The 21,883-nt window shown below is 69.3% G+C and carries 24 protein-coding genes and 4 tRNA genes; 20 read left to right on the top strand and 8 right to left on the bottom strand.

Going from position 1 to position 21,883, the window contains the following annotated elements:
* Window positions 1-46 precede the first annotated feature (46 nt).
* Both G9U51_RS05440 and G9U51_RS05435 read right to left on the bottom strand, forming a co-directional pair.
* Window positions 47-1,081 carry a GNAT family N-acetyltransferase gene (locus G9U51_RS05440; RefSeq protein WP_166194366.1) on the bottom strand — a complete coding sequence of 345 codons (1,035 nt, stop codon included), beginning with the start codon at window positions 1,079-1,081 and terminating at the stop codon, window positions 47-49.
* A gap of 200 nt (window positions 1,082-1,281) precedes the next feature.
* Entirely contained in the window at window positions 1,282-1,779 is a 498-nt protein-coding gene (locus G9U51_RS05435) for a YajQ family cyclic di-GMP-binding protein (protein WP_166194364.1), read from the bottom strand.
* A 137-nt stretch (window positions 1,780-1,916) separates the two neighbouring features.
* On the opposite strand from G9U51_RS05435, the gene G9U51_RS05430 reads away from it, so the two are divergent.
* Both G9U51_RS05430 and G9U51_RS17770 read left to right on the top strand, forming a co-directional pair.
* Window positions 1,917-2,000 (top strand) — tRNA-Tyr (locus G9U51_RS05430).
* A 66-nt stretch (window positions 2,001-2,066) separates the two neighbouring features.
* Window positions 2,067-2,930, top strand: a complete 864-nt coding sequence (locus G9U51_RS17770) for an EamA family transporter (RefSeq protein ID WP_166194362.1) — start codon at window positions 2,067-2,069, stop codon at window positions 2,928-2,930.
* 6 nt (window positions 2,931-2,936) lie between these two features.
* Here G9U51_RS17770 and G9U51_RS05420 read toward each other — a convergent pair whose 3' ends face one another.
* Window positions 2,937-3,578: a hypothetical protein gene (locus G9U51_RS05420; protein WP_166194360.1), complete on the bottom strand. Its 642-nt coding sequence runs from the start codon at window positions 3,576-3,578 to the stop codon at window positions 2,937-2,939.
* A 102-nt stretch (window positions 3,579-3,680) separates the two neighbouring features.
* On the opposite strand from G9U51_RS05420, the gene G9U51_RS05415 reads away from it, so the two are divergent.
* On the top strand, window positions 3,681-5,063 hold the full coding sequence (locus tag G9U51_RS05415) for an MFS transporter (protein ID WP_207948058.1): 1,383 nt from the start codon (window positions 3,681-3,683) through the stop codon (window positions 5,061-5,063).
* 202 nt (window positions 5,064-5,265) lie between these two features.
* Here the strand turns inward: G9U51_RS05415 and G9U51_RS05410 are convergent, their stop codons facing one another.
* Both G9U51_RS05410 and G9U51_RS05405 read right to left on the bottom strand, forming a co-directional pair.
* Window positions 5,266-7,206 carry an acyl-CoA dehydrogenase family protein gene (locus G9U51_RS05410; protein WP_166194358.1) on the bottom strand — a complete coding sequence of 647 codons (1,941 nt, stop codon included), beginning with the start codon at window positions 7,204-7,206 and terminating at the stop codon, window positions 5,266-5,268.
* On the bottom strand, window positions 7,203-7,928 hold the full coding sequence (locus G9U51_RS05405; RefSeq protein WP_166194356.1) for a TetR/AcrR family transcriptional regulator: 726 nt from the start codon (window positions 7,926-7,928) through the stop codon (window positions 7,203-7,205). Before G9U51_RS05405 ends, G9U51_RS05410 begins: the two co-directional genes overlap by 4 nt.
* Before the next feature lie 113 nt (window positions 7,929-8,041).
* On the opposite strand from G9U51_RS05405, the gene G9U51_RS05400 reads away from it, so the two are divergent.
* The 10 genes from G9U51_RS05400 to G9U51_RS05355 all read left to right on the top strand — a co-directional run bounded on the left by G9U51_RS05400 (window position 8,042) and on the right by G9U51_RS05355 (window position 14,737).
* Entirely contained in the window at window positions 8,042-9,334 is a 1,293-nt protein-coding gene (locus tag G9U51_RS05400) for an acetyl-CoA C-acetyltransferase (protein WP_166194354.1), read from the top strand.
* Window positions 9,331-10,695 carry a 3-oxoacyl-ACP reductase gene (locus tag G9U51_RS05395; RefSeq protein WP_166194352.1) on the top strand — a complete coding sequence of 455 codons (1,365 nt, stop codon included), beginning with the start codon at window positions 9,331-9,333 and terminating at the stop codon, window positions 10,693-10,695. Before G9U51_RS05400 ends, G9U51_RS05395 begins: the two co-directional genes overlap by 4 nt.
* A gap of 129 nt (window positions 10,696-10,824) precedes the next feature.
* Window positions 10,825-11,682 carry a MaoC/PaaZ C-terminal domain-containing protein gene (locus G9U51_RS05390; RefSeq protein WP_166194350.1) on the top strand — a complete coding sequence of 286 codons (858 nt, stop codon included), beginning with the start codon at window positions 10,825-10,827 and terminating at the stop codon, window positions 11,680-11,682.
* Window positions 11,683-11,753: 71 nt separating this feature from the next.
* Window positions 11,754-11,826 (top strand) — tRNA-Thr (locus G9U51_RS05385).
* Window positions 11,827-11,878: 52 nt separating this feature from the next.
* Window positions 11,879-11,952 (top strand) — tRNA-Met (locus G9U51_RS05380).
* A 51-nt stretch (window positions 11,953-12,003) separates the two neighbouring features.
* Window positions 12,004-12,174, top strand: a complete 171-nt coding sequence (rpmG, locus tag G9U51_RS05375) for a 50S ribosomal protein L33 (RefSeq protein ID WP_166194348.1) — start codon at window positions 12,004-12,006, stop codon at window positions 12,172-12,174.
* 195 nt (window positions 12,175-12,369) lie between these two features.
* The gene (locus G9U51_RS05370) at window positions 12,370-12,819 is read left to right on the top strand and encodes an FAS1-like dehydratase domain-containing protein (RefSeq protein ID WP_166194346.1); all 450 of its coding nucleotides are present in this window, start codon (window positions 12,370-12,372) and stop codon (window positions 12,817-12,819) included.
* Window positions 12,816-13,217: a MaoC family dehydratase gene (locus G9U51_RS05365; protein ID WP_166194344.1), complete on the top strand. Its 402-nt coding sequence runs from the start codon at window positions 12,816-12,818 to the stop codon at window positions 13,215-13,217. Before G9U51_RS05370 ends, G9U51_RS05365 begins: the two co-directional genes overlap by 4 nt.
* Window positions 13,214-14,293, top strand: a complete 1,080-nt coding sequence (locus G9U51_RS05360; protein ID WP_171715540.1) for a UDP-N-acetylmuramate dehydrogenase — start codon at window positions 13,214-13,216, stop codon at window positions 14,291-14,293. Before G9U51_RS05365 ends, G9U51_RS05360 begins: the two co-directional genes overlap by 4 nt.
* A 45-nt stretch (window positions 14,294-14,338) precedes the next feature.
* Entirely contained in the window at window positions 14,339-14,737 is a 399-nt protein-coding gene (locus G9U51_RS05355; RefSeq protein WP_166194342.1) for a hypothetical protein, read from the top strand.
* 87 nt (window positions 14,738-14,824) lie between these two features.
* Here G9U51_RS05355 and G9U51_RS05350 read toward each other — a convergent pair whose 3' ends face one another.
* Together G9U51_RS05350 and G9U51_RS05345 are read right to left on the bottom strand one after the other, a co-directional pair.
* On the bottom strand, window positions 14,825-15,616 hold the full coding sequence (locus G9U51_RS05350) for a tyrosine-protein phosphatase (protein WP_328823327.1): 792 nt from the start codon (window positions 15,614-15,616) through the stop codon (window positions 14,825-14,827).
* A 93-nt stretch (window positions 15,617-15,709) separates the two neighbouring features.
* Complete coding sequence (locus G9U51_RS05345; protein ID WP_166194338.1) at window positions 15,710-16,723, bottom strand: adenosine deaminase; 1,014 nt, start codon at window positions 16,721-16,723, stop codon at window positions 15,710-15,712.
* A gap of 155 nt (window positions 16,724-16,878) precedes the next feature.
* On the opposite strand from G9U51_RS05345, the gene G9U51_RS05340 reads away from it, so the two are divergent.
* From G9U51_RS05340 to rplA, 5 genes are all read left to right on the top strand, one after another.
* A tRNA-Trp gene (locus G9U51_RS05340) sits at window positions 16,879-16,951 on the top strand.
* Window positions 16,952-16,984: 33 nt separating this feature from the next.
* A complete protein-coding gene (secE, locus tag G9U51_RS05335; protein WP_166194336.1) occupies window positions 16,985-17,233 on the top strand; it encodes a preprotein translocase subunit SecE in 249 nt (82 codons plus the stop codon).
* Window positions 17,234-17,302: 69 nt separating this feature from the next.
* Window positions 17,303-18,205, top strand: coding sequence for a transcription termination/antitermination protein NusG (nusG, locus tag G9U51_RS05330; protein ID WP_235945553.1), 903 nt, complete (start codon window positions 17,303-17,305; stop codon window positions 18,203-18,205).
* A 63-nt stretch (window positions 18,206-18,268) separates the two neighbouring features.
* Window positions 18,269-18,700 (top strand): 50S ribosomal protein L11, encoded by a 432-nt coding sequence (gene rplK / locus G9U51_RS05325; RefSeq protein ID WP_166194334.1) that lies wholly within the window; start codon window positions 18,269-18,271, stop codon window positions 18,698-18,700.
* Between the two features lie 278 nt (window positions 18,701-18,978).
* Window positions 18,979-19,722, top strand: a complete 744-nt coding sequence (rplA, locus tag G9U51_RS05320) for a 50S ribosomal protein L1 (RefSeq protein WP_166194332.1) — start codon at window positions 18,979-18,981, stop codon at window positions 19,720-19,722.
* A 298-nt stretch (window positions 19,723-20,020) separates the two neighbouring features.
* Here rplA and G9U51_RS05315 read toward each other — a convergent pair whose 3' ends face one another.
* The gene (locus G9U51_RS05315) at window positions 20,021-20,191 is read right to left on the bottom strand and encodes a hypothetical protein (RefSeq protein ID WP_166194330.1); all 171 of its coding nucleotides are present in this window, start codon (window positions 20,189-20,191) and stop codon (window positions 20,021-20,023) included.
* A gap of 333 nt (window positions 20,192-20,524) precedes the next feature.
* On the opposite strand from G9U51_RS05315, the gene rplJ reads away from it, so the two are divergent.
* Together rplJ and rplL are read left to right on the top strand one after the other, a co-directional pair.
* Window positions 20,525-21,187, top strand: a complete 663-nt coding sequence (gene rplJ, locus G9U51_RS05310; protein ID WP_166194328.1) for a 50S ribosomal protein L10 — start codon at window positions 20,525-20,527, stop codon at window positions 21,185-21,187.
* A 54-nt stretch (window positions 21,188-21,241) separates the two neighbouring features.
* Complete coding sequence (rplL, locus tag G9U51_RS05305; RefSeq protein WP_166194326.1) at window positions 21,242-21,634, top strand: 50S ribosomal protein L7/L12; 393 nt, start codon at window positions 21,242-21,244, stop codon at window positions 21,632-21,634.
* Window positions 21,635-21,883: the final 249 nt, after the last annotated feature.

Raw genomic sequence — 21,883 nt, 5'->3', positions numbered from 1 at the left:
CCCGGCATACCGCGCTGCGCGCCAGCGGTATGCCGGACCGCCGCGCCTACCGCTGTCCCGGCAGCGTGGCGCGGTGCAGGACGGTGCGCTTGGTCGGGCGGTAACCGAGGTGTTCATACAGGCCCATTGCGCCCGAGGGGTTCTGGGTGTCGACGCCGAGCTCGGCAGCGTCCATGCCGTCGTCGGCGAACAGCCGCATCGATCGCAGCAGCAGGGCCGAGGCGAGCCCGCGGCCGCGATGACTACGCAGCACGCCGAGCCCATCGGTGTAACCCGACCGGTGCCCGGCCTGCCAGTCCTGCTCCCACGCAGCGTTGAGCGCGTAGCCGACGACCTCCTCGCCGTCGAGCGCGATCAGTGACCAGGCGGGCCGGAAGCCGTGCGAAGTGATGTGTTCCTTCCACTGCTGCTCGTCCATGGGCAGCGTCGACCAGTGGTCGGCGAAGGCGGTGTTGTGGGCGACCCGCACCTGCTCCGAGCGCGCCGGGTCCCAGCCGACGATGTCGACGCCGTCGACCGCCGGCACGTCATAGGACTCACCCGGGAGGAGCGGGCGCGACATCTCGGTGAACCAGCGCACCGCCGGCAGCCCGAAGCGCTCGGCGAGCCGCTGATGGTCGGTGGCCGCCTCCTCGGCATACGCGCTCAGCGACAGCTCGCCGTAGCCGTCCTGGCGGGTCTGGGCGTCCCAGGATTTCGCGTGCTCGATCTCCCAGCGCATGATCGCCCGGCCGAGGCCCTGCCCGCGACGGCTCGGAGTCACCGACCCGATGAGCGTCACCCGCCGCTCGGTGGTGGCGCTGTCGTTGGGCCGGCTCTGCGCGAGGGCGACGACCGCGCCGCTGCCGTCGCGGCCGACCAGGTCGTGCAGCTCGGGGTGGCTGCGAGGGGAGTCGAAGTACTCCTGCAGATCCGTGAGGGACTGCCGCTCTGCCGCGTCCTCGTGCTCGTAGACCCGCTCCAGCATCGCGGCGACATCCGGCAGGTCGTCGCGGGTCAGCGCCGACCAGGTGAGGTCGGGCAGCTCATCGAGCTGCGCGCGGGCGGCGACTTCGGCGGGCGAGGCGAGGTGGGTCGGCATACCTGCGACCCTGCGGCAACCCGCCCCGCCCGGCAACCCATTTACTCCCCCCGAAACGTCACTTATGCGCGCCGAAACGTCACTTATGCGCCGCGAGACGTCACTTATGCGCCGCGAGACGTCACTTATGCGCCGCGAGACGTCACTACGGCAACCGGCAGTGACGTCTCGCGGTGCATTACTGACGTTTCGGCGAGGGGTCAGCGGTAGTTGACGAACTGCAGCGCCACGTCGAGGTCGGCGCTCTTCAGCAACCGCTGCACCTCCTGCAGGTCATCGCGCGACTTGGAGGTGACGCGCAGCTCGTCGCCCTCGATGCGCGATTTGACCGACTTGGGGCCTTCCTCGCGGATGATCTTGGAGATCTTCTTGGCGTTCTCGGCGCTGATGCCGTCCTTCAGCGTGCCCTCGAGGCGGTACTCCTTGCCGAACAGCTTGGGCTCGCCGTCGTCGGACAGCTCGATCGACTTCAGCGAGACGCCGCGCTTGACCAGCTTGGTCTGGAACACATCGAGCACGGCCAGGCAGCGCTCCACCGCATTGGCGCGCATGACGATTTTCTCCCCGGACCACTCGATCGAGGCCCCGACGTTCTTGAAGTCGTAGCGGGTGGAGATCTCCTTGGCGGCCTGGTTGAGGGCGTTGGCGACCTCCTGCTTGTCGGTCTTGCTGACGATGTCGAAGGACGAGTCGGCCATGGCGGTCTCCTTGCGTCGGCGGTGGATATCTGCGCCAGTATGCCGGGTGCCGCGCCCGCCGCTGCGACCCGAACGCGGGTGCCCGGTGCCCGATTGGCCGCACCCGAGCGTCGTTGTTATCCTTGCGGCGCACTCATGCCAGGTTGCCCGAGCGGCCAATGGGAGCGGACTGTAAATCCGTCGCGAAAGCTACGAAGGTTCGAATCCTTCACCTGGCACCAGTGCGAAGGCCCGTCCCGGATCCGGGACGGGCCTTCGATCATCATCGGCGGTTGCGAGGGGGCGGCGTGAGCGGCACAGCGCTGGGCCTGGTGCTCGCCGCCGCTCTGTGTCACGCCATCTGGAATATCGCGGCCAAGCGGGTGCGCGGCGACGGCTATGTCTTCGTCTGGTGGTATGACGTGTGGTCGGCAATCGTGTGGGTGCCGGTCGGGCTGGTGATCCTCGCGCGCGCCGGCTGGCCCTGGTCCTGGGGCCTGCTCTATGCCCCACTGGTGTCCGCGGTCGCGCACATCGCCTACCAATTGTTCCTGCAGACCGGTTACGACAAGGCCGACCTCGGCGTGGTCTACCCGGTGGCGCGCGGCGTCGGGCCGCTGCTCACGATGGCGGTCGCCCTGCTCGCCTTTCAGGAGCGACCGGGTTGGCTGGGTGTGCTCGGCGGGCTGGTGATCATTGCCGGCATCGTCGTGGTGGCCACGGGGCGCGGCAGCGCGCATCGTCACCGGACCGCCGACGGCATCCTCTGGGGCGGTCTCACCGGCGCGGCGATCGCGGCATACACCTTGTGGGACGACCACGCGGTGACCACGCTCGCGCTGCTGCCGGTGACCTATTTCGCGTTCGGCACGTTGTGGCAGGCGGTGCTGATGGCGCCGGGCCTGCGCCGCCACCGGGAGGCCGGGCTGGTCGCGGTGCTGCGCCGCTACCGGTGGGAGGTCGGCATCGTGGCGATCCTGTCGCCCTTCGCCTACATCCTGGTGCTGGAGGCGATGCGCACGACGCCGGTCGCGCTGGTGGCGCCCGCTCGCGAGTCGAGCATCGTGGTCGGTTCGCTGCTCGCGTGGTGGCTGTTCAAGGAGCCCAACCCGGTGCGCAAGCTCGTCGGTGCAGCCGTCGTGCTGAGCGGCATCGCCCTCATCGTCGCCTGACCGGCGTCAGTCCTCGTCGATATCGCGCGGAGCGGCGTCCTGCATCAGCCGGTCGACCTCGGCGAGCGCCTCCCGCGCCCACTGGCGCTGTTCGGGGGTGCCCACCCGGTCGGCGAGATCCGCCGCGTGCTCGAACTCCTCGTAGGCCTGTACCAGGTCGCCGCGCTCGCGGTGGGTCCAGCCCAGGTTGTTGTGCAGCGACACCTGCCAGCGCTGGGTGCGCGCGTCCCCGCGTTCGGCGACGGCGAGCGCGTGCCAGGTCCATGCCTCCGCCTGCGCAGAGTCGGCGATCGCGAGCATGTGCAGCGCGTCCACCTCGAGGAACCGGTCGCCGGCCCGCCGCGCGAGTTTGGCGGCCTGCTTGAACATCGGTATGGCGCCCGCCGGGTCACCGGCGCTGTTGCGCACCCGGCCGTTCTCCAGGGCCACCCTGGCCTGCACGATCGGGTCGGTGGAGGTCACCGCGGCGAGTTCGCGCTCGGCTTGCATCCACTCACCCTGCAGGCCGAGGGCGCGGGCGACCTGAGTCTGCAGTTCGGCGCGTTCATCCGGATCGGTGCTGGTGTCCGCAGCGCCGCGCAGCCGCTGCTCCGAGCTCTGCGGGTCGGCGAAGTCCCACAGCTCGTCGAGGCGTTCCTGACGCAACACCCTTGCATCGTGGCACAGGTCGCCGCTGCCGCGCCCTCCTTGACGTTCGCGCGCGGCGCCCGGGTCGGTCGGGAAGCGGACCGCCAGGGCTAAGGTGCGCTGGTGAACGCTCCTGACGAACCGTTGCGCCTGCACGAACCTGCCGGCCGTCGGTTGCTCGCCACCACGGTGCTCGGCTCTGGGGTGGTCTTCCTCGACGGCACGGTGACCAATGTCGCCCTGCCGCATATCGGCACCGAACTGCACGCCGACCTGGCCGGGCTGCAATGGGTGATCAATGGCTACACGCTGGCGCTGGCCTCGCTGATCCTGGTCGGTGGTTCGCTCGGTGACCGGTTCGGCCGCAAACGCGTCTTCGCTTGGGGGACAGCGGGTTTCGCCGTCGCGTCGGTGCTGACCGCACTCGCTCCGACGATCGAACTGCTGGTGGGAGCCCGCGTGCTGCAGGGCATCGCGGCGGCGATGCTCACACCCGGGAGCCTGGCGATGCTGCAGTCCTCCTTCCACCCCGACGACCGCATGAAGGCGATCGGCGCGTGGACCGGCACGCTCGGGGTCGCGACCGCGGGAGGTCCGCTGCTCGGTGGCTGGCTGGTCGGCATCGACTGGCGCTGGGCGTTCTGGATCAACCTGCCGCTGGGTCTGCTGGTGCTGTGGTTGCTGCGCCCGGCTCCGGAGACCCGTGACCCGAAGGCCGCACACCATCTCGACCTCGCCGGGCTGGTGCTCACCCCGGTCACGCTCGCCGGCATCACCTGGGCGCTGACGGTCTGGCCAGCGCGCAGTGCCGTGGTCGCTGGAGTGGTCGGCCTGCTGGCGGCGGTGGCCTTCGTGGTGGCCGAGCGGCGGGAACGCGCGCCGATGGTGCCGCTCGGGCTCTTCGCCGACCGGGTGTTCGCGGCGATCAACCTGGTGACCCTGTTCATCTACGCCGCGTTGTCCGGGTCGATGCTCTTCCTCGCGATCTTCCTCCAGGTGAGCGCGGGGTGGACGCCCTTGGCAGCCGGCGCCGCCACGGTCCCGCTGTCGATCGTGATGCTCTTTCTCGCATCCCGGGGCGGCGACCTCGCGACCAAGATCGGCGCCCGCACCCCGATGGTCGCCGGCGCGCTGGTGCTGGCGGCCGGCCTCGCCCTGCTGGCGTTCGCGCCGGACCACCCACGCTTCCTGGTCAACATCCTGCCGGGCGTGCTGCTGATGGGTTTCGGCCTGTCGTTGCTCGTCGCACCGCTCACCGGCACCGTGCTCGCGGCCGCCCCCGACGAGTTGTCCGGCCTGGCGAGCGGCATCAACAACGCGGTATCCCGCACCGCCGGGTTGCTCGCCGTCGCCGCGCTGCCGCTGCTGGTGGGGCTGAGCGGTGAGGCCTACCGCAACGGCCCGGCGGTGGCGTCGGCATACCGCCAGTCGATGTGGTGGTGCTGCGGGCTCGTCCTGCTCGGTGCCGCTCTCACCTTCCTCGGCCTCACCCCGAAACGTCGCTAAAACCTCGCGAAACGTCACCAAGTCCCCGCGAAACGTCACCAAATCCCCGCGAAACGTCAGTAATGCTCTGCGAGACGTCGCGGGTGACGTTTCGGCGCGCACAAGTGACGTTTCGGCGCGCACAAGTGACGTTTCGGCGCGCACAAGTGACGTTTCGCGAGGAACTACTGACGCTTCGCGAGGAACTACTGACGTTTCGGGGTCAGGCGTTGGAGGTGGTCCGCTCCCCGGTCGCGATCGGCGCAGTGATCAACTGCTCCGGTATGCCGAGCCCGTCCACCAGGTCGTCGACGTCGCCACGCAGTTCACCGCACAGGTCGTTGATCGCCGCGGTGACCTGGCGCGACCGGGTGGTGTTGAGCCGCCCGTGCTCGAGGAACCACGCCTTGTCCTTCTCGATCGAGGACAGCGCATAGAGCGACAGCACTCGGCCGAGCAGGTCCTTCGCCGGACCGTCGGGCATCTCGGCGTGCGCCTCTTGCGCGTCCTCCAGCACACACCGGTCGATGTGCGCCCGCGCCGCGAACAGCACGTGGTCCTGAGCGTTGTTGAACAGCTCAAAAGCGTTGTCCTTGTTGGCTTTTCGCAACCGCTTGCCGACCGTTTCCAACGCGTGGTCGGCGCGCTGCTCGAACATCGACAGCTGCCAGCCGGCGTCGTCCATCGCGCTCTCGTCGTCGCGGCCCTTGGCGATATCGCGCAACCGCTGCAGACCGGCCCGCCCGGTGGTGCGCTCGACCAGCCCCTCGGCGACCTGCTTGGTCACCAGGGACGCCAGCTCGGCCATCGCCAGGTCGCCGAACATCTCCTTGAACTCCGTCAGCAGGCCCTTGGCGACGAGCTGCAGCAGCACCGTGTTGTCGCCCTCGAAGGTCGCGAAGACGTCGACATCGGCGCGCATCTGGGTGAGCTGGTTCTCGGCGATATAACCGGCGCCACCACATGCCTCGCGCGCCGCCTGGATGGTGTCCACGGCGTGCCAGGTGGTGATCGCCTTGAGCCCCGCGACGCGCGTCTCCATCTCGCGCCCGGCCTCCTTGGGCAGCTCGCCCTCGGGGTGCTCCACCCCGTGCAGCTCCTGCAGGGTCTCGGTGATCGCGTTCTGCGCCAAGGCCAGGGCGTATGACGTCGCCAGCCGTGGGAGCAGCTTGCGCTGGTGCGCCAGGTAGTCGAGGATCACGATTTCCTGCGCGTCCCCCGGGGCCTGGAACTGGCGGCGCTTCTGCCCATACCGCAACGCGATCAACAGCGCCTTGCGGGCGGCCGCACCGGCGCCACCGCCGACGCACACCCGCCCACGCACGAGCGTGCCGAGCATGGTGAAGAACCGCCGGTTCTCGTTGTCGATCGGCGAGACATAGCGGCCGTTCTCGTCGATGCCGCCGTATTTGTCGAGCAGCATCTCGCGTGGCACGCGGACCTCGTCGAAGGAGAAGGTGCCGTTGTCGACACCGGGCAGACCGCCCTTGGCGCCGTTGTCCTCGATCGTGACGCCCGGCATCGTCGCGCCGTTCTCGTCGCGCACCGGCACGAGGATCGCGTGGACGCCGAAATCGCCCTCGGCAGAACGCAATTGGGCGAAGACGACCGCCAGGCGGGCATCGCGCGCCGCGTTGCCGATGTAGGTCTTGGTGGCCGACGGGGTGGGGGAGTCGATGACCAGCTCGTCGGTGGCCGGGTCGTAGGTCGCGGTCGTCTCGATGTGCTGGACGTTGGACCCGTGGCCGATCTCGGTCATCGCGAAGGAGCCGAGGATCTTGCCGGTCATGATGTCTTCGAGGTACTTCTCGTGGTGGCGTGCGGTGCCGAGGCGCGCCACCGCACCGCCGAAGAGGCCGAACTGCACGCCGGCCTTCACCTGCAGCGACAGATCGCCATAGCCCTGCATCTCGAAGAGCACGCAGGAGGCGCCGTAGTCGTAGGTGCCGCCATACGCCTCGGGGAAGCCCACCCGGCCGAGGCCCTCGTCGCAGATGATGCCGATCTGCTTGGTGACGCGTTCGCGTTGTGCCTCAATGGATTCGCCGGGTTCGCCGAGCACCCACTCGGGGCGCACGCGCTCGCGGAACTCCTGGCGGATGTCCTTCCAGCGGCCGTCGAGCGCGTCGCGCAGGGCAAGGGCACGGGGGGAGGGGGAGGTCATGACCGTTCTCCTCGGTTGGGGGTCGGGGTCTGATCGAGGACGCCGGTGAGTCCGACGGCAGCGAATCGCGCCAGGTGTTCGACGACATCCTGGCGGGGCGGGCGGTCCGGTGTGGCCAACCAGCGGTCGGCCGCTTCGCGGACGAAACCGACCAGGCCGTGCGCCCAGTAGCGCGCACCGTCGGTCGGCGCCCCGCGCTCGGCGAGGCCGGCGGTGAACAACCCGGCCAGCCGGGTTGCGATCGCGTCGGTCAGGCCGGTCACCGGATCGGCCTCACCGGGCAGGTCCACGAGTGGTCGCCGGATGACGAAGCGATAGAGCTCGGGGTCGCGTTCGACCAGGCTCAGGTAGGAGTCGATGACCGCCCGGATCACGGCAAACGGATCACCGCGCAGCGGATCGCTCACTCCGGACTCCTGCGCACCGCGGGCGATCGCGGCGTCGAAGTCGCCGAGGATCTGGGCGTCGACCGCCTCGCACACGGCGAAATACAGGCCGAGCCGGTCGCCGAGGTGGCGGTAGATCACCGTCTTGCTGGTGGCCGCCTCGGACGCGATCTCCTCCATGCCGACGGTCGCCCCGTGGCGCCGGATCGCCTTGATGGCGGCCTCGACCAGGGTGCGGCGCCGTTTGACCCGATGGCTGGTCCAGCGGGCGTCGCGGCCGTCCACGCGCGGTTCGTCGACCGCGCCCGGCTCGTCGGGAGAAGGCGTCAGATCCATGATGTCCGTCAAGGTACCCGAAACTCGACGTACCTGCTACTGTCGGTATCGGTAAATCTGCTCGGTGCTCCTCAGCGCGCTCCGAGCTCGTCCCCGAGTGGAAGAGACCCACCATGAGCCTGCGTGACGTCTATGTCATCGGCGGTAACCGCATCCCCTTCGCGCGCTCCGGCGGCAAATACCTCAAGGCCTCCAACCAGGACATGCTGACCGCCGTCATCGACGGCCTGGTCGCCCGCTACGGCCTGGCCGGCGAGCGCCTCGGCGAGGTCGCGGCCGGCGCCGTCATCAAGCACGCGCGTGACTTCAACCTCACCCGCGAGGCCGTGCTCGGCTCGCACCTCAGCCCCGAAACCCCGGCGTATGACGTGCAGCAGGCCTGCGGGACCGGCCTGGAGACCGCGATCCTGGTCGCCAACAAGATCTCGCTCGGCCAGATCGACTCCGGCCTGGCCGGCGGCTCCGACACCACTTCGGACGCGCCGCTTGCGCTCAATGACGAACTGCGCCAGACCTTGATGCAGGCGAATTACGCCAAGACCCCGCAGCAGCGGATCAAGGCGCTGGCCAAGATCCGGCCGAATCAGCTCGTGCCCGAGCAGCCGCGCAACGCCGAGCCGCGCACCGGCCTGTCGATGGGCGAGCACATGGCGATCACCACCAAGGAGTGGGGCATCAGCCGCGAGGCCCAGGACGAGCTCACCGTCAACAGCCACCACAACCTGGCGGCGGCATACGACCGCGGTTTCTTCGACGACCTGGTGACTCCCTACCTCGGGCTCACCCGCGACCAGAACCTCCGCCCCGACTCCAGCGTCGAGAAGCTCGCCACGCTCAAGCCGGTGTTCGGCAAGGGCGAGGGCGCGACGATGACCGCGGGCAACTCGACCCCGCTGTCGGACGGCGCGAGCATGGTGCTGCTGTCCAGCAAGGAGTGGGCCGACGAGCACAAACTCACCCCGCTCGCCCGCTTCGTCGACGGTGAGGCCTCGGCGGTCGACTATGTGCACGGCAAGGAGGGCCTGCTGATGGCGCCGCCTTACGCGATCGCCCGCCTGCTCAAGCGCAACAACCTGACCCTGCAGGACTTCGACTTCTACGAGATCCACGAGGCCTTCGCCTCCACCGTGCTGTGCCACCTGGCCGCCATGGAGGACGCGGAGTTCTGCAAGACCCGCCTCGGTCTCGACGAGCCGCTCGGCGCGATCGACCGCAGCAAGCTCAACGTCAACGGCTCCTCGCTCGCCGCTGGCCACCCCTTCGCCGCGACCGGCGGCCGCATCGTTGCGACCCTCGCAAAGATGTTGCACGAGAAGGGTTCTGGCCGCGGACTCATTTCCATCTGTGCAGCCGGCGGCCAGGGGGTCGTCGCGATTCTGGAAGCAACTTCGGAGGACAACAAGTGAGTGACACCTACGCCAACCTCGTCAACAACGGCGTCGGCAAGGAGGTCGCCAACAAGCTCGGCCTCCCGCGCCCGGCGCAGCTGCGCCGCTACGAGAAGGGGCAGGACCTCGTCGATGGACCCGTCGCCGTGGGCGGCCTCGGTACCGCCCCCGTCGCGGCCACCGCGCGCACCGTGCTGAGCGGTGCGGGGGCCACCGTCGTCGAGGCGACCGCCGAGAGTTCGTATGACGGCCGCCTGGGTGCCGTGGTCTTCGACGCCTCCGCGGCCCGCACCCTGGATGAGCTCGAGGGCCTGCGCGCCGTGCTCGCACCGGCGGTGAAGAGCCTCGGCAAGAGCGCCCGGGTGATCGTGATCGGCACCCCGCCGGACCAGGTCGAGGGCGCTGAAGGGGCCGCGACGCAGCAGGCGCTCGAGGGCATCACCCGCTCGATCGGCAAGGAGCTGCGGGCCGGCGCCACGGCCAACCTGCTGTGGGTCGACACCGATGCCCAGTCCGACGCCGGGTCGCTCGCGGCTCCGCTGGAGTTCTTCGCCTCCAGCCGGTCGGCCTATGTCTCCGGCCAGCCGTTGCGGGTGCGCAAGGCGAGCGATGACCAGGCCAGCGACTGGCGTGCGCCCTTCGTCGGCGAGGTCGTCGTGGTGACCGGTGCCGCCCGCGGCATCGGCGCCGAGATCGCCAAGGTGTTCGCCCGTGGCGGCGCCAAGGTGATCGCGGTCGACATCCCTGCGGCTGGCGACGCGCTCGCCAAGGTCGCCAACACCATCGGCGGGGTGGCGCTGCAGCTCGACATCACCGCGGCCGACGCCGGCGAGCGGATCGCCAAGGCGGTCGCCCAGCACGCCGACAAGCTCGACGTCATCGTGCACAACGCCGGCATCACCCGCGACAAGCTGTTCGTCAACACCGACGCCGACCGGTGGGGCAGCGTGGTCAATGTCAACCTGCAAAGCCAGTTCCGGATCAACAAGGTGCTGCTCGACCCGGCCACCAAGGGCGGGTTGCGCGACGGCGGCCGGATCGTCTCGGTCGCCTCGACCAGCGGCATCGGCGGCAACCGCGGCCAGGCCAACTACGCGGCCTCCAAGGCCGGCGTGATCGGTCTGGTGCGCTCCCTGTCCGCCGAACTCGCCGACCGGCACATCACCGTCAACGCGGTCGCCCCTGGTTTCATCGAGACCGACATGACCAAGAAGATCCCGTTTGCCACGCGCGAGGTGGGCCGCCGGCTCAACTCGGTGCTGCAGGGTGGCCAGCCGGTCGACGTGGGCGAGGCCATCGCCTTCTTCGCCGAGCCGGGGTCGAGCGGTGTGACCGGCCAGGTGCTGCGTGTCTGCGGCCAGTCCCAAATCGGAGCATAAGTCACCCCACGAAGTTCTCCGCTCGTTCCTCGCTCCGATACTTCGCGAGGACCCCGACCACCCCACGAAGTTCTCCGCTCGTTCCTCGCTCCGATACTTCGCGGGGACCCCAACGAAAAAGAGAAACAAATGACTCGGACGATCGAACTGCGCTCGGCGCCCGCGCTCGGCCAGGTCTTCGCCAAGGCGGCGGCGACCGGCCCGATGCGCAAGGGGCGCACGCTGCCCGACCTGGAGGTGGTGCGCCGCGGCGTACGCATCGACCAGGGCGCGCTCGCGGCATACGACCAGGTGTGTGGCTTCCCGGTCACGCACCTGGTCCCCGCGACCTACCTGCACGTGCTGGTCTTCCCGCTACAGGTGACCCTGATGGCGGACAAGGAGTTCCCGTTCCCGTTGGTGGGCAGCGTGCACCTGTCCAACACGATCACCCAGCACCGCCGCGTGGACGCCCACGAGACGCTCGACCTGGCCGTGCGGATCGAGAACCTGCGCCCGCACCACCGCGGCGCGCAGGCCGACCTGATCGGCGAGGCGCGGGTGGGCGACGAACTCGTGTGGGAGGACCGCTCCACCTACCTCTTCCGCGGGCAGAAGGTCGACGGGCAGGCGGCGCCGCGCACCGAGGACCCCGAGCCGCCCAGCGGGCCGGGTGTCGTCTGGCCGCTCGCGGCCGACCTCGGGCGTCGGTATGCCGCTGTGTCCGGTGACGTCAACCCCATCCACATGCACCCGCTGACCGCCAAGGCCTTCGGCTTCCCCACCACGATCGTGCACGGCATGTGGACCAAGGCCCGCATGCTCGCCGCGGTGGACAACCGGTTGCCGGAGGCGTTCACGATCACCGTCGACTTCAAGAAGCCGGTGCTCATCCCGTCCAAGGTGCGCTTCACGGCAGCCGAAACCGACGGGCGCTGGCAGCTCGGTCTGGTGAACGCGGGCAAGGGGTCGGTGCACGCGCTCGGGTCCGTCATACCGGCGTCATGACGGCCGATTTCGCAGATCGTGGAGGGCTCGGGTAACCTCTTCGACGCGCTGCCCGCGGGCAGCGCGATGCCGCCCCTATAGCTCAGTCGGCAGAGCGTCTCCATGGTAAGGAGAAGGTCAACGGTTCGATTCCGTTTGGGGGCTCTGGTGCACGTCGGTGCCCGGGAATGCCACCGGGTGCGCAGGTGTTCCGCAGGGCGGGATAGCTCAGCTGGTTAGAGCGCACGACTCATAATCGTGAGGTCGCGGGATCGAGCCCCGCTCCCGCTACAACGTCCGTCCCAAGATCGCATACATCCGTTTTCGAGAGCAGGTAGCCCGGTGGCTAGCAAGAGTGCAGACGTCCGCCCCAAGATCACCTTGGCGTGCGTGGAGTGCAAGGAGCGCAACTACATCACCAAGAAGAACCGCCGCAACGATCCCGACCGGATCGAGCTGGCGAAGTTCTGCCCGCGCTGCGGCAAGCACACCGCGCACCGCGAAACTCGCTGACGCGCAAACAATCGCGTTCACGGCGGCGGTCACCCGAGCAGGGTGGCCGCCGCCGTTGCGTTTCCCCGTCGCTGGTTGAGCGAGCGCTTGTCGTTGGTTGAGGAAGGCCGAGGGACGAGGCCGCCTCGAAACCCTTGGGTTGAGGAAGGCCGAGGGACGAGGCCGCCTCGAAACCACCCCGATAGGCTCACTCGCATGCCGGTCAATGCTGAGATCGAGGGGCGCACCTATCCCGCCACCCCGCCCTACACGGTGTCCCGCGCCAAGATCGCCGAGTTCGCCGCGGCCGTCGGTGCGAGCGACGCCGCGCACACCGACCCGAAGGTCGCCCAAGAGCGGGGGTATGCCGATGTCATCGCCCCGCCGACCTTCGCCGTGCTCATCGCCCAGCAGGCCGAGGCCGCGGTGATGGTCGACCCCGAGGCCGGCATCGACTTCTCGATGCTCGTGCACGGCGAGGAGAACTTCACCCATCACCGGCCGCTCGTCGCCGGCGATGAGGTGACCGCCGCGACAACCGTGTCGAAAGTCCGCGCGGCCGGCGGCCACTCGATGGTCACCATGAGCACCGAAATCCACACCACCGCAGGCGAACTCGTGACCACCGCCGGTTCGGTCGTCGTCATCCGCGGAGGTGGCGCGTGAGCGAGGTGCAGGCCGGCCAGTCGATCGGCGAACTCAGCGTGCCCGTCGACCGCGCGCGTCTGGTGCGGTATGCCGGGGCCAGCGGCGACTTCAACCCGATCCACTGGGACGACCGCTTCGCGACCTCGGTCGGGCTGCCGGACGTCATCGCTCACGGCATGTGGACGATGGGCGCGGCCGCCGAACTCGTTGCGCGCTGGATCGGCGACGCGGGACGGATCACGTCATACGGCGTCCGGTTCAGCAAGCCGCTGCCGGTGCCCTACGAGGGCGGCGCGACGCTCACCGTCACCGGAGAGGTGAAGTCGGTCGACGGCGACACCGCGACGATCGCGATCACCGCCACGAACGGCGAGGAATCGGTGCTCACCCGCGCGCTCGCGACCGTGCGGCTGTGACGGCGACGATCGAGTCCGACGCCCCGCTCGCTCCGCTGACGACGATGCGCGTCGGCGGGCCGGCCGCGCGTCTGGTCACCGTCACCACGCCCGACGGGCTTGTCGACGCGGTGCGCGAGGTCGACGACGCCGACGAGCCATTGCTGCTGCTTTCGGGCGGTTCCAACCTGGTCATCGCCGACGACGGTTTCCCCGGCACGGTCGTGCGGATCGCCACCGAGGGCATCGAGGTCGAGTCGGCGGACGCCTGCGGCGGCGTCACCGTGCGAGTCGCCGCGGGGGAGTCGTGGGACTCCTTCGTGGAGCGAGCGTGCGGTGAGGGCTGGTCGGGAGTCGAGGCGCTGTCCGGCATACCGGGGCTGGTCGGCGCCACCCCGGTGCAGAACGTCGGCGCCTACGGCCAGGACGTCAGCCAGACCATCGCCCAGGTGCGGGTCTTCGACCGCGACCGGCAGACCGTGCGGACCTTCGCCAACGCCGACTGCGCGTTCACCTACCGCCACTCGGTCTTCAAGCAGACCGGCCGGTATGTCGTCCTCGATGTCACCTTCCAGCTCCGCCCGACCGAGCTGTCGCAACCGATCAGGTATGCCGATCTCGCCACGGGTCTCGGTGTGGCACAAGGGGATCGGGTGCCACTGGGTGATGCTCGCGAGGCGGTGCTGGAGCAGCGGCGCCGGCGCGGGATGGTGCTGGACGCAGCCGACCATGACACCTGGTCGTGTGGGTCGTTCTTCACCAACCCCATCCTGGCCGTGGCGGATTTCGCGGCCTTCGAGCGGCGAGCCGCCGAGCGGCTGGGCCCGGACGGACCGGTGCCGCCGCGCTTCCCCGAGGCGGACGGCCGGGTCAAGACCTCGGCCGCGTGGCTGATCGACAAGGCCGGTTTCGGCAAGGGTTTCGGCCTGCCCGGCCCGGCGGCGCTGTCGACCAAGCACACGCTTGCGGTGACCAACCGCGGCGCAGCGACCGCCGCCGACATCCGCGCGCTGGCAGGCGAGGTGCGCGACGGGGTGCAGGCGGCGTTCGGCATACGGCTGGTGAACGAACCGGTGTTCGTCGGTCACGAACTGTGACCTGTGTCACCTCCGCGGCGTACCGTCGTGGTGGAGGTGGTCACCATGCACCCGCTCGTCAACTACGCGGTGGTGTGTGCCCTGCCCGCCGTGCTCTTCGGCGTGATCGAGAAGGGTGCCCGGGTCTGGATGGGCACCTCGCCGATGCCCGGCCGTGCCCGACCGGTCGCGACCCCGGTTGCCGACACCGAAGGGCGGCGTTCGCGCCGGCCGATCGAGCAGCTCGCCGAGGATCTGCGGCGCATCGGTGACGAACTCACCCGGCTGAGGAGCGCCGACGGTTATGCCCGCCGCCACCGCCGGGAAGCCACGGCGCTGGCCTACGACGACGTGCTGCGCGAATGCGCCCGGGCGCTGGAAGTGCCGGTGCCACCGTGCCCGTTCGACGACGTGATGCGGCTGCAGGTCGAGGCCGATCTGGCCCGCGCCGGTCTGCTCTGGTAGCCGAGCGGGCACTGGTCCGCCGCTCGACGATCAAGAAATCGATCTGCGGAGCGGGCACCTATCGTCGCCCGAGCGGCGAGAAAAGGTTCACTCGGCGCGCAGTGCGGCGCGCAGCCCGCGGATCTCGTCCTCGCTCCAGCCCTGCGTGCGCAACCAGCCCGCGCTGCCGCCCCAGCGCTCGCGGATCGCGTCCAGCAGCCGGACCATCGTCTCGGCCTGCGGGACGTGCTGGTCCAGCGTCGTGCCCTGCATCGCCTCGGCGTATGCCGGGCGCCGGCCCAGACGCTCCACCACCCGCTCGATGCGTTCGGAAGTGAGGGCATATTCCTCGGCGATGACCTCCGGTGCGACGCCGGCCACGTCCAGTGCCATGGCCACGACGGTGCCGGTGCGATCCTTGCCGGCGGCGCAGTGCACCACCGTCGCGCCCTCGCTGGTGGCGACCACCCGCAGCGCCTCGGCGACGGCATCGGGCCGGTCCAGCAGGTAGCCGAAATACGGCCCGATCGCGATTTCGTCCGGTGATCGCTCGGGGCGGGTGCGGTCGGCATTCGGCGACCACGGCAGCACCGCGTCCTCGGCCACCTCGACCGCGTCCTGGCCCTCGTCCTCCGGCAGCAGCGAGAGGTGATGGTGGGTCACGTCATACCGCTGCAACGGCCCCTCGCCTTCGATGGCGCGCTCGATGTTGGCGCGCAGGTCGACGATGTCGGTGACGCCGAGCCCGGCCCGCAGGTGGTCGATGTCGGCCTCCGACAGATCCTGCAGGTTGTCGGCCCGGATCAGCCGGTGCTCGGCGATCCGGCCGCCGTCCTCGGTGGGGAGCCCGCCGACATCGCGGACATTGACGGCACCGTCGAGTTCGATCCACTGGGTCACCTGCCCGAGCCTAGGCGCCGGGGATGAACCGCTCGCTGACGTCTCGCGAGGGATAAGTGACGTTTCGCGAGGCATTGGTGACGTTTCGCGGGGTTAGGCGAGCCAGGCGTCGATGTCGCGCAGCGTCTGCGCCTTCACCTCGTCCGGCGCGAACGATGCCCGCACCGACCGGCGCGCCAATTCGGCCAGCTCCTCATCGGCGAAGCCGAGGGTCCGCGCGTTCTCGTATTGCGCCACCAGCCGCTGCCCGAACAACAGCGGGTCGTCGGCTCCGAGCGCGACGGTCGCACCCGCGTCATACAGCCGGCGCAGCGGCACGTGCTCCAGGTCGGGGTAGACCCCGAGCGCGATATTGGACCCGGGGCAGACCTCCAGGGCGACGCCCGCGTCGAGCACGCGCTGCAGCACGATGTCGGATTCGACCGCCCGCACGCCGTGCCCCAGCCGGGTCGGTGCGAGCGCGTCGAGCGTCTGGCTCACCGCCCGTGGCCCGAGCAGCTCGCCCGCGTGCGGTACCCCGGGCAGCCCCGCGTCCCGCGCGATCCGGAAGGCCGGCGCGAACTCCTCGGTCACCCCGCGCCGCTCGTCGTTCGAGAGCCCGAAACCCACCACCGCGCCGGTATGCCGGGCCGCCAGCCGCGCGAGTGTCCGGGCATCGAGCGGATGCCTGATCCGGGATGCGGCCACGATGACGCCCACCCCGAGCGGCAGTTCGCGCGAGCAGGCGGCCGCTTCGTCGAGCACGATCTCCAGGGCCGGCGTCAGGCCACCCACGCGGGCGGCATACGAGGTCGGGTCGACCTGCAACTCCAGCCAGCGCGACCCTTCGGCGGCGTCGTCCTCGGCTGCCTCCCGCACCAGCCGGCGCAGGTCGGCCTCGCCCTGCACGCAGGCGCGCGCGGCGTCATACAGCCGTTGGAAGCGAAACCACCCGCGCTCGTCCGCGCCCGACAGCTGTGGCGGCCAGCCCGCGGTCAGGGCTTCCGGCAGCCGCTGGCCGTGGTGGGCGGCGAGTTCGTGCAGGGTGCTCAACCGCAGCGAACCGGTGAAGTGCAGATGCAGGTGCGCCTTCGGCAACAACGCAAGATCGCGACCCGGCTCCGGCATAGGGGAACGCTAGTGGTCCGGGGACATAGAGGCGACGCGCCGCTCTCGCCAGCCAGGGCGAGTTGGAATGTTGCAACGGTCCTGCCGTAGACTGGCGTGTCGGTGGTCCCTCGGGCCACCACCTGTGTGCTGACCGCCCACCGCGGCCAGCGCGGAGGGCACTAGCTCAACTGGCAGAGCACCGGTCTCCAAAACCGGGGGTTGGGGGTTCAAGTCCCTCGTGCCCTGCATCGTCGGACCATCGAACGGGAGAATGACGTCGTGACGGACACGAGCACTACACCCGCTCGCGCCACCGAGTCGGCACCCGGCGGATTCTTCGGCCGCATCATCCTGTTCATCCGGCAGGTGATCGACGAGGTCCGCAAGGTCGTGCGCCCGACGCGCGAGGAACTGTGGAACTACACCGCGGTCGTGGTGGTGTTCGTCGTGCTGGTCATGTTGTTCGTGGTCGGCCTGGATCAGTTGTTCCAGCGTGTGGTCGAGTGGGTCTTCGGCTCCGGCAGTTGACCCGAGCGCCACGAGCACGCCATACCGGTCTGATGACCGACCCGAAGTAGACGAGAAGGAAGCAGGTCCATGACGCAGCACGACCTCGACGACCAGCAGGTCGAGCAGGCCGCCGACGAGGGCATGACCGCCCCCGTGGAGGGCGCTGCCGTCGACGCTCTGCACGCGCACGACGAGGCGGCAGACCCCGGCCAGGTCGCGGACGCCGAAGAAGAAGGTATGCCGGCCCGCGCCGACGACGTGGACGGCGAGGGCGAAGGCGAAGGCGACACCGCTGACGCCGAGCGCTCGGACGATGACGGCACCGACACGGCAGCATCAGCCGATGAAGCTGCCGACGCGCCCGCCGTCGACCCGCGCGAGGCCTTCATGACCGAGCTGCGCTCGCAGTTTGGCGACTGGTACGTCGTCCACTCCTACGCCGGCTACGAGAAGCGGGTGAAGTCCAACCTGGAGACCCGCATCACCTCGCTCGACATGGAGGACTACATCTTCCAGGTCGAGGTGCCGATGGAGGACTTCACCGAGATCAAGAACGGCCAGAAGAAGTCCGGCACCCGCGTGCGGATGCCCGGTTATGTGCTGGTCCGGATGGATCTCACCGACGCCAGCTGGGGCGCCGTGCGGCATACCCCGGGCGTCACCGGCTTCGTCGGCAACGCGCACGCGCCGTCGCCGCTGAGCCTGGATGAGGTCGTCACGATGCTCAACCCGGTCTTCGAGGAGCCCGAGGCTCCCGAGACCGGCGCCGCCGCGGCGAGCTCCGGTGGCGGTCGCGCCGCCAGCGCCCCGGCCGCCGAGGTCGACTTCGAGGTCGGCGAATCGGTCACCGTCATGGAGGGCCCGTTCGAGACCCTCCCGGCGACCATCTCCGAAATCAACACCGACACCCAAAAGCTCAAGGTGTTGGTCTCCATCTTCGGCCGGGAGACCCCGGTCGAGCTGGGCTTCAACCAGGTCGCCAAGATCTGACGCTGCCCCAGCACTGCAACCGGGTCATCGCCCACGGCGTGGGCCCATCACCAAAGGAAGAACATGCCTCCCAAGAAGAAGGTCGCAGGCTTCATCAAGCTGCAGATCCAGGCCGGTCAGGCCACCCCGGCGCCGCCCGTCGGTCCGGCACTCGGCCAGCACGGCGTCAACATCATGGAGTTCGTCAAGGCGTACAACGACGCCACGGCGGACCAGCGTGGCAACGTCATCCCGGTCGAGATCACGGTCTTCGAAGACCGCTCGTTCACCTTCATCACCAAGACCCCGCCGGCCGCGGAGCTGATCAAGAAGGCCGCCGGTGTCGCCAAGGGCTCGGGTGAGCCGCACAAGTCCAAGGTCGGCAAGCTGACCAAGGACCAGGTGCGCACCATCGCCGAGCAGAAGATGAAGGACCTCAACGCCCACGACCTGGACATGGCCGAGCGCATCATTGCCGGCACTGCCCGTTCGATGGGCATCGACGTTCAGTCCTGACGAAGGATGCAGCGGAGGTTGGGGGCGAGCGCAGCGAGCACCCGGCCGAAGCGGAATCCGAGGAAGGGCTGACAACGGCACAGTCCTGACGAAGGATGCAGCGGAGGTTGGGGGCGAGCGCAGCGAGCACCCGGCCGAAGCGGAATCCGAGGAAGGGCTGACAACGGCACAGTCGTGAACGTCGACGATCAGGTATGCCGGCCCGGCATACCTGGTCGTTCGTGGAAGGGCCCGCTTCGGCCCGTCACACCACACCTCACCCAAGAGAAAGAAGAAGCATGAAGCGCAGCAAGACCTACCGCGCAGCGGAGGAGAAGATCGAGGCCGGCAAGGTGTACCCGCCGCTGGCCGCCGTGCGTCTCGCCAAGGAGACCACCAAGACCAAGTACGACTCGACCGTCGAGGTCGCGATGCGCCTCGGTGTCGACCCGCGCAAGGCCGACCAGATGGTGCGCGGCACCGTCAACCTGCCCCACGGCACCGGCAAGACCGCCCGCGTGCTGGTGTTCGCCAATGGTGACAAGGCAGCAGCTGCCGAGGCCGCCGGTGCGGACTTCGTCGGCTCGGACGACCTGATCGCCAAGGTCGCCGGTGGCTGGACCGATTTCGACGCGGTCGTCGCCACCCCGGACCTGATGGGCAAGGTCGGCCGGCTGGGCAAGGTGCTCGGTCCGCGTGGCCTGATGCCGAACCCGAAGACCGGCACCGTGACGATGGACACCGCCAAGGCCGTGTCCGACATCAAGGGCGGCAAGATCGAGTTCCGCATCGACAAGCACGCCAACCTGCACTTCATCATCGGCAAGGCGTCCTTCGACGACAAGGCGCTGGTGGAGAACTACCAGAGCGCGCTTGAGGAGATCCTGCGGCTCAAGCCGGCCGCGTCCAAGGGTCGCTACATCACCAAGGCGACCCTGTCGACGACGATGGGCCCCGGCATCCCGCTGGACTTCACCAAGACCCGCAACCTGCTGGCCGAGGACACCCCGGTCGAGGCCTCCGAGATCGAAGAAGAGGCCTGAGCCGCAACGGCTTTCGCATCGAAGAGGCCGCCCACCGACGCACCGTCGGTGGGCGGCCTCTTCGTTGGTTGAGCGCCGTCCCTCCCGCTGGTTGAGCAAGGGCGCCCCTCGTTGGTTGAGCAAGGGCGCCCCTCGTTGGTTGAGCAAGGGCCGAGGAACGAGGCCCGCGTCGAAACCAGTCCCTCGCACTCGCATGCCACCACCGCACTGGCATGCCCCAACCCGACCTGCAGGCCGTGACCAGCGCATGCGAGTGAGGTCAACGCATGCAGGTGGCCACAACGCATGCAACCGGGCGTCAATCGGTGTCGGCGAACTGAGGTGCCCAGGTCGCGACGACCGCGACGCGCCGGCTTCGGCGATGATCCACCGATCGTGGCGAGGATGCGGCGAGCAGTTTCGCCGCGTCGACCTGGGGGACGGGCAGGTCGACATACGCCTGTCGCAGTTCCTCTTCGATGCTGTTCATGGCCGCGCCTTTCTGTCGGAGACCTGTCACCCCTCCAGACGCGATAGTCGGGTCCCCGGGTTACATCATCGCCCCGCCGGCCCGATTTGGCGGGTGGCCCCGTGCGCCGTACCCTTGAGGCACCAATGACCGCCGGTCGTCGCGTGCTGTTCGCAGCAAGCGGCCGAAGGTCCCGCCTCGAGGCGGGCGACCTGCGCAGGTGAGCCAGGCCGACGGCCTTCGTCATACATGCTCGTATGACGTGCCTCCGTGAGCCCCGTGCGCATCTGCGCCGGGGCTCTTCTCGTTGCAGGATCGGCGCCAGACCGGCCCAGCACCCGGAAGGAGGATCGCATGCCGAACCCGAGCAAGCAGGCCGCGATCTCGGAGCTGACGGAGAACTTCCGCAACTCCGGCGCTGCCGTGTTGACGGAGTACCGCGGGCTGAGCGTCGCTCAGCTGACGGAGCTGCGCAACTCGCTGCGCGAGCACGCGACCTACGCCGTGGTGAAGAACACGCTCACCCAGCGCGCGGCCAAGGAGGCGGGAGTCTCCGCCTTCGACGACCAGCTCGTTGGCCCGTCGGCCATCGCCTTCGTCACCGGTGACCCGGTCGAGGCGGCCAAGAGCCTGCGTGACTTCGCCAAGGCCAACCCCCTTCTCGTGATCAAGGGTGGTGTCCTCGACGGCAAGGCGTTGTCGGCCGAGGAGATCACCAAGCTCGCGAGCCTGGAATCCCGCGAGGTCCTGCTCGCCAAGCTGGCCGGCGCCATGAAGGCGTCGCTCAGCCAGGCGGTCTACCTCTTCGCGGCCCCGCTCAGCAAGACCGCCCGTGCGGTCGACGCGCTGCGGGCCAAGGTCGAGGCCGAGGGTCCCGCGACCCCCGAGTCCGACACCACCGAGGCGCCCGCTGCGGACGCCACGGACGAGGCGCCCGCCACGGACGCCGCTGCTGAGGCTCCCGCCGCGGACGCCGAGGCCACCACCGACGTCGCCGAGGGTGGCGACGAGAGCTGATTTCAGCTCGCTCACAACACCAGCCACTCACGGCATAACGAAAGGAAAGCCATCATGGCGAAGCTCAGCACCGACGAGCTGCTCGACGCGTTCAAGGAGATGACCCTCATTGAGCTGTCGGAGTTCGTGAAGCAGTTCGAGGAGACCTTCGACGTCACCGCTGCGGCCCCGGTTGCGGTTGCCGCTGCGGGTGCCCCGGCGGGCGGCGGCGACGGCGCCGGCGCGGCCGAGGAGCAGGACGAGTTCGACGTGGTCCTCGTGGCCGCGGGCGACAAGAAGATCGGCGTCATCAAGGAGGTGCGCGCGCTGACCTCCCTGGGCCTGAAGGAGGCCAAGGACCTGGTCGACGGTGCGCCGAAGCCGGTCCTGGAGAAGGTCGACAAGGCTGCGGCCGAGAAGGCCAAGGAGCAGCTCGAGGGCGCGGGCGCGACCGTCGAGCTCAAGTGAGCCCCGCGGGCTGAGCCCGCACTCACCGACTCCGCGAGGGCGGGGTCACCGTTCATCGGTGACCCCGCCCTCGTGCGTTGTCGGTATGCCGCTCGCGCCCGCACAAAACGCCCAGTTGGGCGTTCGGCGCCACCCCGAGCCGAGGCCACCGGCAGAAAACGCCCAGTTGGGCGATCGGCGCCACCCCGAGCCGGGGCCACCGGCACAAAACGCCCAACTGGGCGTTCGGCGCCACCCCGAGCCGAGGCC

Source organism: Metallococcus carri (assembly GCF_011440275.1).
In the GTDB taxonomy this organism is placed as follows: domain Bacteria; phylum Actinomycetota; class Actinomycetes; order Actinomycetales; family Dermatophilaceae; genus Metallococcus; species Metallococcus carri.
This window is presented reverse-complemented; position numbering and strand designations above follow the sequence as displayed.

What these genes read in the sequence shown, in the direction of transcription:
- G9U51_RS05440 (WP_166194366.1), bottom strand. Translation starts at nt 1,081, where the DNA reads ATGCCGACCCACCTCGCCTCGCCCGCCGAAGTCGCCGCCCGCGCGCAG.
- G9U51_RS05435 (WP_166194364.1), bottom strand. Translation starts at nt 1,779, where the DNA reads ATGGCCGACTCGTCCTTCGACATCGTCAGCAAGACCGACAAGCAGGAG.
- G9U51_RS05410 (WP_166194358.1), bottom strand. Translation starts at nt 7,206, where the DNA reads ATGACCTCCCCCTCCCCCCGTGCCCTTGCCCTGCGCGACGCGCTCGAC.
- G9U51_RS05405 (WP_166194356.1), bottom strand. Translation starts at nt 7,928, where the DNA reads ATGGATCTGACGCCTTCTCCCGACGAGCCGGGCGCGGTCGACGAACCG.
- G9U51_RS05400 (WP_166194354.1), top strand. Translation starts at nt 8,042, where the DNA reads ATGAGCCTGCGTGACGTCTATGTCATCGGCGGTAACCGCATCCCCTTC.
- G9U51_RS05390 (WP_166194350.1), top strand. Translation starts at nt 10,825, where the DNA reads ATGACTCGGACGATCGAACTGCGCTCGGCGCCCGCGCTCGGCCAGGTC.
- G9U51_RS05370 (WP_166194346.1), top strand. Translation starts at nt 12,370, where the DNA reads ATGCCGGTCAATGCTGAGATCGAGGGGCGCACCTATCCCGCCACCCCG.
- G9U51_RS05355 (WP_166194342.1), top strand. Translation starts at nt 14,339, where the DNA reads ATGCACCCGCTCGTCAACTACGCGGTGGTGTGTGCCCTGCCCGCCGTG.
- G9U51_RS05345 (WP_166194338.1), bottom strand. Translation starts at nt 16,723, where the DNA reads ATGCCGGAGCCGGGTCGCGATCTTGCGTTGTTGCCGAAGGCGCACCTG.
- nusG (WP_235945553.1), top strand. Translation starts at nt 17,303, where the DNA reads ATGACGCAGCACGACCTCGACGACCAGCAGGTCGAGCAGGCCGCCGAC.
- rplK (WP_166194334.1), top strand. Translation starts at nt 18,269, where the DNA reads ATGCCTCCCAAGAAGAAGGTCGCAGGCTTCATCAAGCTGCAGATCCAG.
- rplA (WP_166194332.1), top strand. Translation starts at nt 18,979, where the DNA reads ATGAAGCGCAGCAAGACCTACCGCGCAGCGGAGGAGAAGATCGAGGCC.
- G9U51_RS05315 (WP_166194330.1), bottom strand. Translation starts at nt 20,191, where the DNA reads ATGAACAGCATCGAAGAGGAACTGCGACAGGCGTATGTCGACCTGCCC.
- rplJ (WP_166194328.1), top strand. Translation starts at nt 20,525, where the DNA reads ATGCCGAACCCGAGCAAGCAGGCCGCGATCTCGGAGCTGACGGAGAAC.
- rplL (WP_166194326.1), top strand. Translation starts at nt 21,242, where the DNA reads ATGGCGAAGCTCAGCACCGACGAGCTGCTCGACGCGTTCAAGGAGATG.